Here is a 16,165-nt window from a genome sequence, read left to right on the forward strand (position 1 = left end):
CTCCGCCGTGACGAGTGCCTACGAGCCGATCAGCCCCAACCGCTGTGCCAGCCACGGCAGTTCCTTCTCCAGCCCCGCCGACCACACCGCGAAGCTGTGCCCGCCGGGGACCTCCGCGTACTGCACGTCCATACCCGCGGCCTTCGCTGCCTGATACACCTTCTGCGCGCCCGGTTTGTAGGCGTCGTCGTCGGAGCCGACCACGAAGACCCCTGCCGAGTCCGGGTACTTGTTCGACGCCATCAGATCGAGCGGGTTGACCTTCTTGAACGCGGCCTCGTCACCGCCGAACGCCTCGTCGAGGGTGCGCTGGTGGTCGCCGAGTGTGGGTTCTTCCTGACCCGAGATGTCGAGGAACGTCGGGTACACGTCGGGATAGTTGGTGGCCATCTGCAGCGAACAGGTGCCGCCGTAGGAGAGGCCGCCGATGGCCCACGCCTTGTGGTCCGGGTTCACCTGCAGGTTCGACTTCACCCAGGACGGAACGTCCTTCGCCAGATACGTGGCCACGTTGCCCAGCTTCGAATCGACACACAGGGGGTTCGCGATCTGCGAGCCGGTGCCGTCCGCCACCACCACGATCGGGGCCAGTCCCCCGTGCTTCGCGGCGAACTCGTTCATCGTGGTGGCGAGCTTGCCGCCGGCGAACCAGTCCTCCGGCGAACCGGGCTGACCGGCCAGCATCACGAGCACCGGCAACAGGGGGCGTGGGTTGGCGAAGTAGGCCGGCGGGAAGTAGATCTCGGCGTCGCGGGCGGCGAACCCCGACGCCGTCCCGGGAACGGTCGCCGTCAGGACCCGTCCCTCGCTCGGCATTCCGGGCGGGGCGGTCCACGACGCGTCGAGAGGTGTTCCCGTCACCACGTTCTCGGCGGCGCTGCCGAGGTCGTTCATCTGAACCCGGTCGAACGGCTCCGCCCCGAAGGCCGTGCCCACCGTGGGGTAGGCGTCGAACACCAGGTTGATCTGCGTCGCGGACGCGAGAATCACGGCGAGAACCGCGAGGACCGAGACGACGGCGGCTTTCACCGTCCGGCCGGCGCGGATCCTCGGCACGAGCAGGACGATCGCGAAGAGCCCCAGACCGATCCACACGTAGATGGAGATCTCGATGGGGTCGGGGAACGGCCGGAGCACCTTCTCGACCATCGCGTAGAGGACGACGGTGACCACCACCGACACGGCCAGGCAGATCGGAATCGCTTTCCTGGGGTACCAGGGTGCGCGGGCGGCGAGCAGCCACACGCCGCCGAGCGCACCGATCACCGTGAGGATCCAGGGCAGAGGCCCTGAGATCACGCTGAGGTCGCTGAGCCATTCCACGTCACGAAGCCTAGAGCGCGAACCCGCACTGCGTCGGCGACTCGGAGCGACCGGTAAAATTGCCGGAGTGACATTCATCAAGGTGTGCGGTCTGCGAGACGAGGCCTCCGTCGACCTGGCCGTGCGCCTCGGCGTCGACGCCGTGGGTTTCGTGTTCGCCGACAGCGTCCGCCGGATCTCCCCCGAGGACGCCGCGCCGCTGGTCCGCCGGGTCACCGGTCACACCGTCGCGGTGGGTGTGTTCAAGGGGAGTCCCGTGTCGGAGGTGATCGAGGTCGCCGCCGCGGCGGGTCTCGGGACCGTCCAGGTGCACGACCTGAAGTCCGCCGACGACGTCGCCCGGTTGCGGGAGGCGGGGCTCGGCGTGATCCGTGCCGTGGTCGCCGGTGACACGTCGGGCGATTTCGGCGCCGACCGCATCCTCGTCGACGGGGCGACCGCCGGGGCGGGCGTGCCCTGGGACTGGGCGAACCAGAGCCGGCCCGACGGCGAGTGGATCCTCGCCGGCGGACTTCATCCCGGCAACGTGCGGGCCGCCGTCGACGCGACCGGCGCGTGGGGCGTCGACGTGTCGAGCGGTGTCGAATCCTCGCGTGGAGTGAAGGATGCGGCGCTGATCGAGCAGTTCGTCGCCGCCGTCCGGTCCGGCGACTGAGTCAGCCCGGCATCCCGGCCACGGAATCTTCGACGTCCCACGACGCGAGCACCGTCCGGATGCCCACGACGAGCGCGAGCGGCTGGTCGATCATCACGTGATGTCCGGCGTCGGGGATTTCCACGACCACCGCGGTGGGCCCGAATCGACGGCGCATGTCGTCCATCATGGCGTCGGTGACGATGCCGTTCTCGGCGCGGAAGTACGCGATGCGGCAGCGTGGGTCGGATCCACCGAGGTGGTTGCTGCCGTGGCGCGCGAAGAACGTGGAATCGAACTTCCACGACCAGCCGCCGTCCACCTCCTCCATCGAGTTCTCGGCGACGTGACGCAGGACCGCGGGCACCGCGGTGTCCTGCGGCGGGACGAACCGGAACCGCTCGAGCGCCTCGGCCCTGGACGGGTAGACCTTCTTCGGACCGAAGGCACGCTGCTTGCGCGCTTCCTCCTCCTCCGGTGTGCGGGCGAGGACGGGCGAATCGATCAGCTGGACACCGGCCAGATCCTCGCCGAACAGCTGCGCTGCCACGTAGGACACCATGCCGCCCATGCTGTGCCCGACGAACACCGGCGCCCCCGAGATGCCCGCCGGCTTCGCCACCGCCAGGGCTTCCTCCGCCCACTGCTCCAGGCCGTACTCCGCGCGCCGGTCGCTGTCACCGTGCCCGGTCAGGTCGAGTGCGACGACGCGACGGCCCGTGGCCAGCATGGGTGCCACATGGTCCCACCACCGGCTGTGGGCGGCGCCGCCGTGCACGAGCACGATTCCCGGTGAGCCCGACGGCCCCCACGCACGGTAGTGGACCTGCGCCCCGGCGACGTCGACCCGGCCGGTGTCGACCGGCGACGCCAACGCCGTGGTGAACCAGTGGGGCGCGTTCGTCTGCACGTTGCTCATTCACCGAACATACCGACGACGCGCGGCCGTCCTCGCCCGCCCTACAGAAGGTCGAGCATGGCCGTGACCGCGCGTTCGACCACCGGGAACTTGTCCGGGGCCAGATCGTGGCGGGCCCCCTCGAGTTCGACGAGCGTCGTCGGTGCGGGGATCAGTTCGAGTGCCGACCGCATTTCGCCGGTGGTCGCGAATGGGTCCTTCGAACCGTGCACCACCACGGTTGGGGTGCGGAGACCGGGCAGGTGCTCGGTGCGGAGCTTCTCCGGCTTGGCCGGTGGATGCAGCGGGTACGACAGCAACAACAGGGCGTCGACGAGACCCGGTCGCTCCGAAGCGAGCATGGACGCCTGCCGCCCGCCGTACGAGTGCCCGCCTGCCCACACCGGCGCCGACACCAGCTCCCGCATCACGGCCACCGCGGCCGCGACGCCGTCCCGATCCTCCGCCGCCTTCGACGGATGCGGCGGACCCGACGCGCGGCGCTGACGGAACGGCAGATCGAACCGCAGGACGACGACGCCCCGCTCCACGAACCCGTCGGTCATGGCACGCAACAGCTTTGTGTCGCAGTCACTTCCCGCTCCATGCGTCAGAACCAGCCCCGCCACTGCGTCACCCGCGGGGCGGTGGAGATGTCCGCGCACACCGTCACGTTCCAGCAACTCGTTCATGCGGTTCACGGTAGTGGAATGGCGAGCTACTCCGGGGCGAGCAACTCCGCGAGTTCTTCGCACAGCTGGTTCGCGAGGTCGTTGGCGCGTGGCACGACGCCCATGCTCCAGTACCCGTGCAGCATGCCCGGCGAGATCCGGAGTCGCACCGGCACACCGGCGGCCTCCAGCGCAGCGGCGTACGCGGGGGCGTGATCTCGGAGCGGATCGCATTCGGCCCCGCACACGATGGCGGGTGCCACCCCCGCCAGATCGCCCTCGATCGGCGAGACGCGGGGGTCCGACGACAGTCTGCGGTCGTCGAGGTAGCCGGCCCCCATGTCCTCGTTTGCCGGCATCCTGAGGAAATACCCGTCGGCGAGTTCGTCCATCGACGGGTAACGCTTCGCGAGATGCACCGGCACGTACAGCAGCAGTTGTGCCCGCAGAGGAAGTTCCGCGTCGCGGGCCGCCAAGGCCACCGACGCCGCGAGATTTGCACCCGCGCTGTCTCCGGCGACGGCAATTCGGGACGCGTCGCCGCCCAGCCGATCGATGGTGTCGTGGATCCAGTGGAGCGATGCCAGGCAGTCGTCGTAGCCCGCCGGGAACGGGTGTTCCGGTGCCAGCCGGTAGTCGACGGCGACGACGACGGAGCCGGTTCGGGCGCAGACGCGTCGAGCGTGTGACTCGTGCGAGTCGAGGCCGCCCATCACCCAGCCGCCGCCGTGCAGGTACAGGACGGTCGGCAGAGTCGACTCCTCCGTGTCCGGCCGGTAGATCCGGGCGGGGATGCCGCCGGCAGGACCCGGGACGGTGACGTTCTCGACTTCTCGTACCTCGAGCAGTTCGGGTTCGAAGTAGAGGGCACGCATCTCCTCGATGCGCTTGCGGGCGCCTTCGATCGTCGTCTGCGGACCTGCGGCGGCGTCCCAGTCGTTCAGCTTGTCCAGCAGCACTGCCATGTCGGGGTCGAGCGTCATGAGTTCTCCTCGTGATGGGGAACCGCACCGAGGCGGTTCGGGGATCGATTACTTCTTGCCCAGGTCGGTGATCGCGACGCTGCCCGTCTCCGGGGCGGTCACCGCCGAGAGGCCGGCAACCAGCAGGCAGACGGAGCCGAACGCCGCCACCGGTATCCACCCGTGCGTGCCGGTTCCGAGCAGCGCATAGCCGATGCTCGGGGCGAAGCCCGCGAAAGCGAACCCGATCTGCGTCGAGATGGCGATGCCGGAGAACCGCACTCGGGTATCGAACATTTCCGCGAAGAAGGTCGGACCGACACCGCTGACACCGGATGCGGCGGCACCGAACAAGGCCGACACCGCGAAGATCAGGGGAACGGAACCGATGCTCATCGCCTCGAAGTAGAAGAAGAACGCGGCGATGGCGCCGACGATTCCGGCGAGATACACGGGCCGGCGGCCGATCCTGTCTCCCAGCATCGCCCAGAGTGGAATGGCGAACAGCTGCATGATGTTTGCGATGACGCCCGCCCACAGCAGGGTCTGCCGTTCGAGCCCGGCCTCACCGGTACCGTAGGCGAGCGCGAAGACCGTCATGATCGTGCCCGACACGGCGAAGAGCGAGCACGCGATCACCCGGAGCATCTGCAGCCGATAATTCTTGAACAGTTCGACGACGGGGATCTCGACCAGCTCGTTGTCGCGTTCCGCCTCCCGGAACACCGGTGTCTCCTCCATCGTCCGGCGGACGAACAGCGCGACGATCGTCAGGATTCCGCTGACGAGGAACGGGATTCGCCACCCCCACGTCATCAGCATGCCCTCGGGCAGCGCGGCGACGGGGATGAACACCAGGGTCGCGATGAGCTGCCCCGCCTGGGTGCCGCTCATCGTGAAGCTGGTGTAGAACGCCCTCGAACCCTCCGGCGAATGCTCGAGGGTCAGCGAATTGGCGCCACTCTGTTCGCCCGCCGCCGACGCACCCTGCATGAGCCGCAGGACCACCAGCAGGATCGGCGCCGCGACCCCGATGCTCCCGAACCCCGGCAGGCATCCGATGAGGAACGTCGAGACACCCATCAGGACCAGCGTGAAGACGAGCACACGCTTGCGTCCGATGCGGTCGCCGTAGTGGCCGAGCGCCACGGCCCCGATCGGGCGGGCGATGTATCCGACGCCGAATGTCGCCAGTGCCGCCAACGTGCCGGTCGCCGGACTCTCCGACGGAAAGAAGACCGTCGGGAAGATCAGGGCGGCCGCCGACCCGTAGATGAAGAAGTCGTAGTACTCGACGAAGCTGCCGAGGAAACTCGCGAAGGCCGCCTTACGCGGCTGACGCGCGGGCACACTCGCCGGGGTACCGACAGGCTGCTGCGCGTCCGGGTGCGCAGCAGAACCAGCTCGTACGCTCATGGGAGGACCTTTCGGACCGGAGTAGAGGTGATGACGTGCCGCGGATCACACCACCGCTGCGCCGACGACTCTGCCAAACCCCTTCATCACAGTCCAAGATCAACTTGGCATACTTTCGATAAGAACTACTTATCGACACCGTCGATCGTCGGCATGAGCTCCGCCGCGAGGGCGAGGACCGTCTCGAGCAGCGGTGTCAGGGGCCTGTCCGCCCACGCCAGCGCACCGCGGATTCGGTGGCGTCCGCCGTCCGTGGGCACGACGACGGCGTCGACGGCTCCGGTGCGATGGGAACTGACAGGAATGAGCGAGACCCCCACACCCGCCGCCACCAGCGCGGTCAGCGTCGTTCCGTCGGACGTTTCCTGCGCGATCTCCGGCGTGAACCCCGCGTCGTGGCATGCAGCCAGCACGTCCAGACGCAGAGTCGATCCCGACGCCGCGGGGTTGGTGACGAACGGATCGTCGCGCAGTTCGGACAGCGAGATCTCCGAGCGTTTCGCCAATCGGTGGTCGGCGTAGATCAGCGCCCCCAGAGGCTCGACCGAGATCACTCTCGTCCGGATCTCGGGATGCGACAGGGCCGCCGAGACGAAACCGAGATCGAGCTTGCCGGAATAGATGTCGTCGAGGATCAGCCCGCTCGGTCTCGCCCCGTCGAGAACCAGCTCGAGCTTCGGATATCTCTTGCGCACGGTCCGAGCGAACAGGGGCAGCTTCGACTGTCCGTAGGCACCGCTGAATCCGACACGCACACGGCCCTCCTCCGCGGGATTGCCCGCCGACGCCGACTGCTCGGCCCAGGCAACGGCTTTCATCGCGGATCGGCAGGGTTCGAGAAATTGCTCGCCCGCGGCGGTCAGCCGAATCGGTCTCGTACCGCGGTCGAACAGCTTCACTCCGAGATGCCTCTCCAGCTGCTGGATCTGCTGGCTGACCGCGGGCTGGGCTATGCGCAACGACTCGGCGGCCCGGCCGTAGTTCGACACCTCCGCTACGGCGAGGAACGCGCGCATCCAGCGGATCTCCATGCCCGCACCCTATGTGGTGTCGAAATACGACGGTTGATTGCGATTGGCTCTCGGTCTGTTTGCCGGGTTTCAGCGCGGGGTACCTTAACAACACAACCGCTGGGAGTAGCCAATGGACACCATGACTGTCATCTGGATCATCGTCGCGATCGTCGTCGTTCTCGCCCTGATCGCGCTGGCCGTTGCGGCATCGCGCAAGCGCAACCAGCGCCACCGTCAGCAGGCCGACAGCATCCGCGCAAACGCGCAGGAGCAGACGTCCGTCGTCGAGAAGCGCGAGGCGATCGCGGAGGAAACTGCAGCCAACGCCAGAAGGGCTCAAGCAGAAGCCGAGGCCAAGGCGGCAGAGGCCAAGAGACTGCAGGTCGATGCGCAGACGCACCAGAATACGGCGACCACGTCGCGTGATGACCTGAAGCACGAGTGGCAGCGCGCCGACGAGCTCGATCCCGACGTCAAGAAGACGGACACGGCGACGAACGACGCCAGGGCCACCGACGCTCGAACCACGGGAGCGGGGCCCACGAACACTCGGGCCACCGACGCTCGCACCACGGGCGCAGGGCCTGCCAACGGTCGCCCCAGCGGCACGGACTCCACGAATACCCACGGAGCACACGCGAAGCCGACCGACACGTCGTCGACATAGCGTTCGAGTACGACACGTGCACCGGCCGGGCGCCGGTGCCCACACGGGAGGTCGGAAATGCGTATCGGACGGCTCGTGACGCTCATCGTGATCATCTGGCTGATCATCGGCGCCGTTGCCGTGTGGCAGCGCGGTTACTTCAAGGACACGACGGCCGATTGCGCCAGCGCCGGAACGATCGCGGTCACCGTGATCGCCGGCCCACTCAACTATGCGGGTGTGAACCCGAAGATCGATTGTGAAGTGCCGCAACCGAGTCAGTAGCTCCAGACCGTCAACCGAAAGAGGGAAGACCGTGATCGTTCTCGGGATCATCCTGCTCGTCATCGGCCTCGTCGCGGGGATTTCCATCCTCACGACGATCGGAATCATCCTTCTCGTCATCGGCCTCGTGCTACTACTGCTGGGCACGACGGGCCGCGCGGTCGGCGGGCGGAAGTATTGGTATTGACGCCGGCGCCCTTCCGTTGGACATGATCAATCATTGACATTATCAATGATTGATAGATAGGTTCCTTTCGAGTATGCACGCGTGCGCCGCACGCGTGCCGTCGAAAGGAACCTCGCATGTCTTCGGTTGCACTGGAACGGACCATCTTCGACGCCGATCACGATGCGTTCCGGGAAACGGTGCGCCGGTTCGCCGAACGTGACGTGGCCCCGCATCTTCGCGACTGGGCCGAGGCGGGACAGGTGGACCGGGACCTCTACCGTCAGGCCGGCAAGCTCGGGCTCCTCGGGATCAATGTCGAGGAACGATTCGCCGGCGGCGGAATCGACGACTTCCGTTTCAACGCCATCGCCATCGAGGAGCTCTGCCGCGTCGGGGCCCCCGCCGTGGTGATGGGCCTGGCCGGCATCAACGACCTCGTGACGCCGTACCTCGTCTCGCTGGCGAACGAGGAGCAGAAGCATCGGTTCCTGACCCCCTTGTGCACCGGCGAGAAGATCGGCGCCATCGCCATGACCGAGCCGGGCGCGGGTAGCGACCTGGCCGCGATCTCCACGACCGCCCTCCCCGACGGCGACGATCTGGTCCTCAACGGCACCAAAATCTTCATCAGCAACGGAATGCTCGCCGACTTCGTGATCGTCGTGGCCAAGACGGATCCGGTGGCGGGCAAGAAGGGCGTGAGCCTGCTGGTGGTCGAAGAGGGGATGGCCGGCTTCACCCGCAACGGACCGCTGCACAAGGTCGGCCTGACCGCACAGGACACCGCCGAGTTGGTGTTCGACGACGTCCGCGTCCCCCGCGAGAACGTCCTGGGCGAGCTGAACGACGGCTTCGGCTACTTGCGCCACAACCTGCCCCAGGAACGCCTCAGCGTGGCCGTCACGTCCATGGCGTCGATGCGACGCACGTTCGACCAGGCCCTGACGTACAGCTGCGACCGCACGGCGTTCGGCCGGCGGGTGGCCGACTTCCAGGCCAACCGCTTCTACCTCGCGGAGCTCGCCACCGAGATCGAGATCGCGCAGTGCTTCACGGACCGCTGCATCCTCGACGCCGCCCACGGCACGCTCGACGAGGTGACCGCGGCGATGGCCAAATGGTGGGTCACCGAGCTGCAGCAACGGGTGGTCCAGCGCGCGGTCCAACTCCACGGAGGGTACGGATACATGCGCGAGTACGACGTCGCCCAGGACTATCTCGACTGCCGCGGCGGGTCGATCTACGCCGGGACCACCGAGATCATGAAGGAAATCATCGGGCGCACGCTCACGCGTGCCTGATGGGTGCGGTTACCACAGAAGCGTTGGCGATCTCTTCCATTGACAAGTTCAATGATTAATGTTTAATTGTGATCCGCGCTACACACGCGATCCGCTCTGTTGTCCCACGCTTCGGCCAAGGAGTTTCGATGACGGTCACCGCCACCGCCGGCACCATGTCGGCCACCCAACGCAAGAAGGAAGTTCGCAGGGTGATCCTGTCGAGCTACCTGGGCAGCACCATCGAGTTCTACGACTTCCTGCTCTACGCCACGGCAGCGTCCCTCGTCTTCGGTCCGGTCTTCTTCGCCGATCTGGCCCCCCTGGCCGCGAGCATCGCGTCGATGGGAACGTTCGCCGCCGGCTATGTCGCGCGCCCCCTGGGCGGAATCGTCTTCGGTCACTTCGGGGACACCGTCGGCCGCAAGGCCATGCTGCTGATTTCGATGACCGTCATGGGCATCGCCTCGTTCGCGATCGGACTCATTCCCCCACCGGAAATGATCGGCTCCTGGGCCGCGGTGATCCTCGTCCTTCTCCGCGTCTGCCAAGGACTCGCCGTCGGCGGCGAATGGGGTGGCGCAGCGCTGATGTCGCTCGAGCACGCCGAATCCGGCAAGCGCGGTTTCGCGGCGGCGTTCACCAACGCGGGCGCCCCCACCGGCGCACTGCTCGGCACGCTCGCGCTGGCGGCCGTGTCACTCCTCCCCGACGAGCAGTTCCTGACCTGGGGCTGGCGTATCCCGTTCCTGATCTCGGCGTTCATGCTGGCCCTCGGCCTGTTCATCCGGTCCAAGGTGTCGGAGAGCCCGCTGTTCACGGCGGCGCTGAAGGAATCCGCGAAGAAGGAAACCACCCCGCCCATCGTCACCATCCTGAAGCGGCCCCGCGCGGTCGTCGTGGCGTCGATGAGCTGCATCGCGAGCTTCGGAATGCAAACCGCGTTCACCACGTTCGCCATCACGTACGCCGTGTCGAGCGGCGCCGCGCGGTCCGACGCGCTGCTGGCGTTCTCCTTCTGCCAGTTCTGCGCGATCTTCCTGGTCCTCGGATCGGCGCGACTGTCCGACCGGATCGGCCGCCGCCCGGTCATGCTCGCGGGACTCGGCGCGATGATCCTCAGCGTCTACCCCCTCTTCCTGCTGCTCAGCACGGGACAGTTCCTGTTCATCGCGCTCGCCTTCGTCGGCTACACCATCTGCCACTCGGCCACCTACGGTCCGATGGCCGCGTTCATCTCCGAGCAGTTCGGCACCCGGGCGCGCTACACCGGTGCGTCGCTCGGATATCAGCTGGCCACCCTCATCGGTGCGGGATTCACCCCCGTCATCCTGGCGTCGCTGTTCGCGTCGTCCGGTAAATCGATCCTCCCGGTCGGGCTGTTCATCATCGCACTGTGCGTGGTCAGCGCCGTCTTCCTCGTCGCGACGAAGGAGAGCAAGGACAACGACCTGACCGCCGACACCCCGTCGGCCTGACACACCACCCCGCCACAAGCTCGAGAGTAGTTTCGAAGAGAACGAGGAGTCACCATGGACAACGAAGGCATCGGCTCGTGGCTCGAGCGCCGCATCACCATGACGCCGAAGAACGAGGCGCTCGTCTTCGACGGTCAGGCCGTCACGTACGAGGAGATGGCACTGCGGACACGCCGACTCGCCCACGGCCTGCGCGCTCTCGGCGTCGAGAAGGGTGACTGCGTCGGCTTCTTCGGGTTCAACGACCCGGCGGCGCTCGAGGTGATGTTCGCTGCCGGGCTGCTCGGCGCCACGTATCTCCCGCTCAATGCACGCCTCACCGCGGAGGAAGCACGCTACGCGATCGGCGATTCACGCTGCACCACAGTGATCTTCGGCGATCAGCAGGCCGACGTCGCGCAGGAGCTGGCGCAGTCGGACACCCCGGTCACCACCTGGATCGGCCTGGGCGACTCGTGGTCCACCCACACGTACGAGGGCGTGCGCGCCGGCCAGCCGGACACCCGCATCGACGAACAGGTCGGCCTGGACGACCTGTCCGTACTGATGTACTCGTCGGGCACCACCGGCGCACCGAAAGGCGTCATGCTCAGCCACGGCAACATGCTGTGGAACGCACTGAACCAGCTTCTCGCCCAGGACATGACGTCGAAGGAACGCACACTGTCGGTGGCGCCGCTGTTCCACATCGGCGGGATCGGCGGCGCTGTCACGCCGACACTGCTCAACGGCGGCACCGTGGTGCTGCTGCGCAAGTTCGATGCCGGCGTCGTCCTCGACACGATCGAGAAGGAACGCATCACCACGTTCTTCGCCGTCCCCACGATGATCCAGGAACTCTGGCACCACCCCCGGTTCGCGGACGCCGACCTGTCCAGCCTGCGGGCCATCTGCGTCGCCGGGGCTCCGCTACCCGAAGCGTTGATCTCCCCGTGGCAGGACCGGAACGTCGCGATCACGCAGGCGTACGGCCTGACGGAGACCGCGCCGTCGGTGACCATGCTGTCGAGTGCGGACGTGCGCACCAAGATCGGTTCCGCCGGCAAGCGGACGTTCTTCACCGACGTCGACGTCGTACGCCCGGACGGGTCGAGCGCCGAACCGCACGAGATCGGCGAGATCGTCGCCAAGGGCCCGAACGTGATGCTCGGCTACCTGAATCAGCCCGAGGCGACCGCCCGCACCATCGTCGACGGCTGGCTGCACACCGGCGACGCCGGCTACTTCGACGACGAAGGCTTCCTCTTCATCTGCGACCGCTACAAGGACATGTACATCTCGGGCGGCGAGAACGTCTACCCCGCCGAGGTCGAGGCGGCGCTCCTGAAACTGGACGGCATCCGGGAGGCGGCGGTCATCGGCGTCCCCCACGAAAAGTGGGGTGAGACCGGCATGGCCTTCGTCGTCGCCGACGACGGCACGACACTCGACGAGGAGACGGTGCGCGCCCGGCTGCGAGAAAAGCTCGCAGGGTTCAAGATTCCCACGTCCATCCAGATCGCGGAGGCACTCCCCCGCACCGCCACCGGCAAGATCCGCAAACCCGACCTGCGCAAGCTTGCCGCTTCGCAGCCTGTGAGTACTTCTTAACCGCGGGCGGTTAACAAGTACTCACGAGCGTGCTTGCATTATGGAATGAAGCACATCGGGATCGTGTTGTTCGACGGCGTCGAGGAGTTGGACGCCGTCGGGCCGTGGGAGGTGCTGTCCGCGTGGACGCGCATGTACCCGGACGACGGATACACCGTGTCCTGCCTCTCCGCGTCGGGCGGGAGTGTGCAGTGCGCCAAGGGCCTCGTCCTGGGCTCTCATCATTCCCATGCCGACGCGCCGCCCCTCGACGTGCTGCTCCATCCCGGCGGTCAGGGCACGCGGCCACAACTGCTCGACGACGCCCATCTCGACTGGGTGCGCCGGCAGCGCGCCGTCGTTCCGTTGATGACCAGCGTGTGCACGGGTTCCCTGGTCTACGCGAAAGCCGGCCTGCTGAAAGACCGGCCGGCTACGACGCATTGGGCGTCGTTGGCGTTGCTGGCGGAGATCGATCCGACCATCGACGTGCGCCCGGACGATCGATTCGTCGACGACGGCGACGTGATCACGTCGGCCGGTGTCTCCGCGGGTATCGACATGGCATTGCACCTCGTCGCCCGCTTCGCCGGAGCGGAGCGGGCGCGCGAGGTGCGCCGCTATATCCAGTACGACCCTCGCCCCCTGTGAGTACTTGTCAACCACCCGCGGTTAATAAGTACTCACGGGCGCGTCAGCGCACCACGGACAGCGACACGCGGCTGGGGTAGCGCTCCCCTGTGTGCACGATCTGGTGGGCGACCACGAATTCGGATGATTCGTAGGCGGATTCGCCGGTGTTGAGGTTGCGGTCCCAACGGGGATGGTTGCTGGACGTCACGTGGACCCGGATCCGCTCGCCCGGCTGGAAGGTGACGGCCGTGGACCACAGGTCGATCGCGTACTCGTACACCTCCCCGGGCACGAGCAGGCTCGGTTCGGTGGACGTGTACGTCCCGGGGGTTCGGTAGGAGTCGCGGTAGCGGGCCCGCACCATGCCGTCGGTGAGTGTGATCGACGTGCCGTCCGCGGTCACCCGGCACAGTCGCACGACGAAATCGGTGTCGACCGCGCTGGACGACGCGAACAGTGTCGCGGACACCCGGCCGATCACCGTCAACGGCTCGGTGAGTGTCTCACCGGTGAAGACGAGGACGTCGTCGCGGGATTCGACGCGGCTCTGTTCCAGTGCGCCGGGCGCGAACGTTCCCGGCATCATCGTCGCCCCACCGACCGTCGGCACCGGATCCGCCGGGTCGTAGTCGTAGTCGACGCGCCCGTCGCTTTCCTCCGCTTGCGCGACGAGGGTTCCGCCGGGAGCGAGGAAGAGTTCGGCCGTCCGCGTGGGTTCCGGGAAGCGGTCGTACCTCCGCCACCGGTTCTCACCCATCACGAAGATCCGGACGCGGGGCATGGCGGGTTCCTCGTCGCCGAGCACCGACGCGTACCACTGCGCGTGAACCGACGACAGGTCCTGACCCGAGTCGAGCACCGCCTGGTTCGCGGGACTGCCGAACACGACCGAGCCACCGAGCCCGGAGAAGTTGGTGTGACTCCACGGGCCCACGATCAGGTACGGCGCGGGGGCCGCACCGGAATCACTGTGCGCCAGTTGGCCGAAGTACTGGTCGAGGGTGCTGTTCACGAAGATGTCGTACCACCCCCCGATGTGCAGCGAGGGGAGGTCGACGGCCCGGTCGCTCGCGCTGTCCCACAGGTCGCGGGTGGGGTGATCGATCGGGAATCCCAGCGATTCGACGATCGGCGACGCGAAGAACACCGGTGCGTCCACGGCCATGTCGCGGACGGGCAGGATGTCGAGGAACGTGTCCTCGGACATCGCCCGATCGATCCGCGCCCACGACTCCCATTCGCGTTCCGCGCGGGCGGGATCGGTCCGGGACAGTTTCGCGATCTCGGCCGGTCCGGCCGAATAGTGCCCCCACCCGAGCCGGGCACCGAGTTCCACCGCGCCGCCGCGCACGAGCCCACCGGACCGCGCATTGCCGCCAGCGGAGATGCCCGGGGCGATGCCGCGCAGGGCCGGCGGCTTCTCCTGGGCTGCACGCCACTGGGTTTCGGCGAAGTAGGACCGTCCCCACATGCCCACGGCGCCGGYCGAATACGACAGTTCGGCGGCCCACTGCACCGTGTCGTAACCGTCCGGACCTTCGTTCTCCGACGGCACGAACTCGCCGTCCGAGCCGAACCTGCCGCGGACGTCCTGCATGATCACGACGAATGCGGCGGCCGCGACGGTGGTGGGGTTGAGGTATCCCGAGTTCACGGACAGGTCGCGGCCGTACGGGGTGCGGGTGAGCAGAACCGGGAAGCGTCCGGATCCGTTCGGGCGGTACACGGTCGAGCGCAGAACCACCCCGTCCCGCATCGTTGCCTCGACGTCGTTCTCGATCAGTACATCGTGTTTCACAGGTTCGGTCACTTTCGACGGGAGTGCGGTCATTTGCCGAGGTCGGTGGTGCTGGTCCGGTAGGTTTCCCGGACCGTGAGCGTGGTGAGCGCGCTGACCAGGCAGCAGCACGCGGTGAACACGGCCACCGGGATCCAGCCGTTCGGTCCGGGCCGGACGAGAGCCGCGGCGATGGTGGGGGCGAATCCGGTGGCCACCAGCGCCAGCTGCCCGGAGATCGCCATGCCCGAATACCGGATGCGCGTCTCGAACATCTCGGCGTACAGCGCGGGACCGACGGCGTTGACGAGCGAGTAGCCGGCCACCATCACGATGCACGCCGTGATCAGGATCAGCGCCGTCGAACGCTGGCTGACCGCCCAGAAGAATCCGGAGATGGCGACGGCGCAGACGAGGTTGCCGGTGATGAAGATCGGCTTGCGTCCGATCCGGTCGGCGAGGATCCCCGCGGCGGGCTGGGCCACGAGCGCGAGTGCGGCGGTGAGCACGGTCGCGCCGACCATGACGGTCCGGGACACACCTGCCTCGTGGGTGCCCCACGACAGGGCGAAGGCACTGAAGATGGTGGAGACCACCGCGAACAGCCCACACCCCACGACCCGCAGCACACTCGGCCAGTGGTCGCGGAAGATCACCTTCGCCGGCATCTCCTTCGGTTCGCCGGTCGACACGGCCTCCTCGAACACCTCGCTCTCGGGCAGCATCCGGCGGATGACGAGCCCGGCGAGTGCGACGAAGATGCTGAGCAGGAACGGGATACGCCATCCCCAGCTGAGGAAGGCGTCCTCGGGCAGTCCGGAGAACACGAGGACGACCAGCGACGCCAGCAGCATTCCCGCGGCGGCACCGGTGTTCACCCAGCTCGCCGCAAGCGCCCGGCGATGGGCGGGTGCGTGTTCGAGCGCCAGGGACGCGGCTCCCGCCGACTCGCCTGCCGCCGACGCACCCTGGACGGCCCGCAGCAGCACCAGCAGGATCGGCGCCGCGACGCCGATCGCCCCGTACGTCGGCAGGCAGCCGATGAGCGAGGTGGCCACACCCATCATCACGAGCGTCACCACCAGCATCCGCTTACGCCCGAGCGTGTCTCCGAAGTGCCCGAAGACGAGGGCCGCGAGCGGCCGGACGACGTAACCGATCCCGATGGTCGCCATCGACACGATGGTCCCCCAGAACGAACCGAGATCCGGGAAGAACAGGGTGTTGAACGCGAGCGCGGAGAAGGACGCGTAGATGAAGAAGTCGTAGTACTCGAGGGTGCTGCCCACGAAGGAGGCCAGGGCTGCCCGGCGCGCGTGGGGCGACCGGACGCTCGTGTGGGCGCGTACGGCGCGGCCGTCGAATGTGGAAGTCATGTGGTTCCTACCTGAATGTGAAGGGCATCCGGGAG

The 16,165-nt window shown here is 67.3% G+C and carries 16 protein-coding genes; 8 read left to right on the forward strand and 8 right to left on the reverse strand.

The window, feature by feature from the left end; translation table 11 throughout:
• Positions 1-18: 18 nt before the first annotated feature.
• Entirely contained in the window at positions 19-1,323 is a 1,305-nt protein-coding gene (locus tag AC1D1G_RS11555; protein ID WP_477952217.1) for an alpha/beta hydrolase, read from the reverse strand.
• A 67-nt stretch (positions 1,324-1,390) separates the two neighbouring features.
• On the opposite strand from AC1D1G_RS11555, the gene AC1D1G_RS11560 reads away from it, so the two are divergent.
• The gene (locus tag AC1D1G_RS11560) at positions 1,391-1,978 is read left to right on the forward strand and encodes a phosphoribosylanthranilate isomerase (RefSeq protein WP_280784571.1); all 588 of its coding nucleotides are present in this window, start codon (positions 1,391-1,393) and stop codon (positions 1,976-1,978) included.
• A gap of 1 nt (position 1,979) precedes the next feature.
• Here AC1D1G_RS11560 and AC1D1G_RS11565 read toward each other — a convergent pair whose 3' ends face one another.
• The 5 genes from AC1D1G_RS11565 to AC1D1G_RS11585 form a co-directional block, all read right to left on the reverse strand.
• On the reverse strand, positions 1,980-2,876 hold the full coding sequence (locus AC1D1G_RS11565) for an alpha/beta fold hydrolase (RefSeq protein ID WP_280784572.1): 897 nt from the start codon (positions 2,874-2,876) through the stop codon (positions 1,980-1,982).
• Positions 2,877-2,917: 41 nt separating this feature from the next.
• Complete coding sequence (locus AC1D1G_RS11570; protein ID WP_280784573.1) at positions 2,918-3,556, reverse strand: alpha/beta hydrolase family protein; 639 nt, start codon at positions 3,554-3,556, stop codon at positions 2,918-2,920.
• Positions 3,557-3,573: 17 nt separating this feature from the next.
• Positions 3,574-4,509, reverse strand: coding sequence for an alpha/beta hydrolase (locus tag AC1D1G_RS11575; protein WP_283351593.1), 936 nt, complete (start codon positions 4,507-4,509; stop codon positions 3,574-3,576).
• 48 nt (positions 4,510-4,557) lie between these two features.
• Positions 4,558-5,904 carry an MFS transporter gene (locus tag AC1D1G_RS11580; protein ID WP_477952218.1) on the reverse strand — a complete coding sequence of 449 codons (1,347 nt, stop codon included), beginning with the start codon at positions 5,902-5,904 and terminating at the stop codon, positions 4,558-4,560.
• Between the two features lie 125 nt (positions 5,905-6,029).
• Positions 6,030-6,935 carry a LysR family transcriptional regulator gene (locus tag AC1D1G_RS11585; protein WP_477952219.1) on the reverse strand — a complete coding sequence of 302 codons (906 nt, stop codon included), beginning with the start codon at positions 6,933-6,935 and terminating at the stop codon, positions 6,030-6,032.
• Positions 6,936-7,047: 112 nt separating this feature from the next.
• On the opposite strand from AC1D1G_RS11585, the gene AC1D1G_RS11590 reads away from it, so the two are divergent.
• The 7 genes from AC1D1G_RS11590 to AC1D1G_RS11620 all read left to right on the forward strand — a co-directional run bounded on the left by AC1D1G_RS11590 (position 7,048) and on the right by AC1D1G_RS11620 (position 12,995).
• Positions 7,048-7,584: a hypothetical protein gene (locus AC1D1G_RS11590; protein ID WP_280784578.1), complete on the forward strand. Its 537-nt coding sequence runs from the start codon at positions 7,048-7,050 to the stop codon at positions 7,582-7,584.
• Positions 7,585-7,641: 57 nt separating this feature from the next.
• Positions 7,642-7,848: a hypothetical protein gene (locus AC1D1G_RS11595; protein ID WP_005571421.1), complete on the forward strand. Its 207-nt coding sequence runs from the start codon at positions 7,642-7,644 to the stop codon at positions 7,846-7,848.
• Positions 7,849-7,879: 31 nt separating this feature from the next.
• Positions 7,880-8,035: a DUF6131 family protein gene (locus AC1D1G_RS11600; RefSeq protein ID WP_005263616.1), complete on the forward strand. Its 156-nt coding sequence runs from the start codon at positions 7,880-7,882 to the stop codon at positions 8,033-8,035.
• A gap of 116 nt (positions 8,036-8,151) precedes the next feature.
• Positions 8,152-9,318: a dihydro-p-hydroxycinnamoy-CoA dehydrogenase gene (couH, locus tag AC1D1G_RS11605; protein ID WP_477952220.1), complete on the forward strand. Its 1,167-nt coding sequence runs from the start codon at positions 8,152-8,154 to the stop codon at positions 9,316-9,318.
• A 128-nt stretch (positions 9,319-9,446) separates the two neighbouring features.
• Entirely contained in the window at positions 9,447-10,775 is a 1,329-nt protein-coding gene (gene couT / locus AC1D1G_RS11610) for a p-hydroxycinnamate MFS transporter (protein ID WP_477952221.1), read from the forward strand.
• Positions 10,776-10,829: 54 nt separating this feature from the next.
• Positions 10,830-12,365 carry a p-hydroxycinnamoyl-CoA synthetase gene (gene couL, locus AC1D1G_RS11615; protein WP_477952223.1) on the forward strand — a complete coding sequence of 512 codons (1,536 nt, stop codon included), beginning with the start codon at positions 10,830-10,832 and terminating at the stop codon, positions 12,363-12,365.
• A gap of 45 nt (positions 12,366-12,410) precedes the next feature.
• Positions 12,411-12,995: a DJ-1/PfpI family protein gene (locus tag AC1D1G_RS11620; RefSeq protein WP_477952224.1), complete on the forward strand. Its 585-nt coding sequence runs from the start codon at positions 12,411-12,413 to the stop codon at positions 12,993-12,995.
• A gap of 43 nt (positions 12,996-13,038) precedes the next feature.
• On the opposite strand, the gene AC1D1G_RS11625 is transcribed toward AC1D1G_RS11620, so the two are convergent.
• Both AC1D1G_RS11625 and AC1D1G_RS11630 read right to left on the reverse strand, forming a co-directional pair.
• Entirely contained in the window at positions 13,039-14,808 is a 1,770-nt protein-coding gene (locus tag AC1D1G_RS11625) for a CocE/NonD family hydrolase (RefSeq protein ID WP_477952225.1), read from the reverse strand.
• Positions 14,805-16,130 carry an MFS transporter gene (locus AC1D1G_RS11630; RefSeq protein ID WP_477952226.1) on the reverse strand — a complete coding sequence of 442 codons (1,326 nt, stop codon included), beginning with the start codon at positions 16,128-16,130 and terminating at the stop codon, positions 14,805-14,807. Before AC1D1G_RS11630 ends, AC1D1G_RS11625 begins: the two co-directional genes overlap by 4 nt.
• Positions 16,131-16,165 lie beyond the last annotated feature (35 nt).

It is taken from the genome of Rhodococcus sp. P3_B8 (assembly GCF_056402775.1).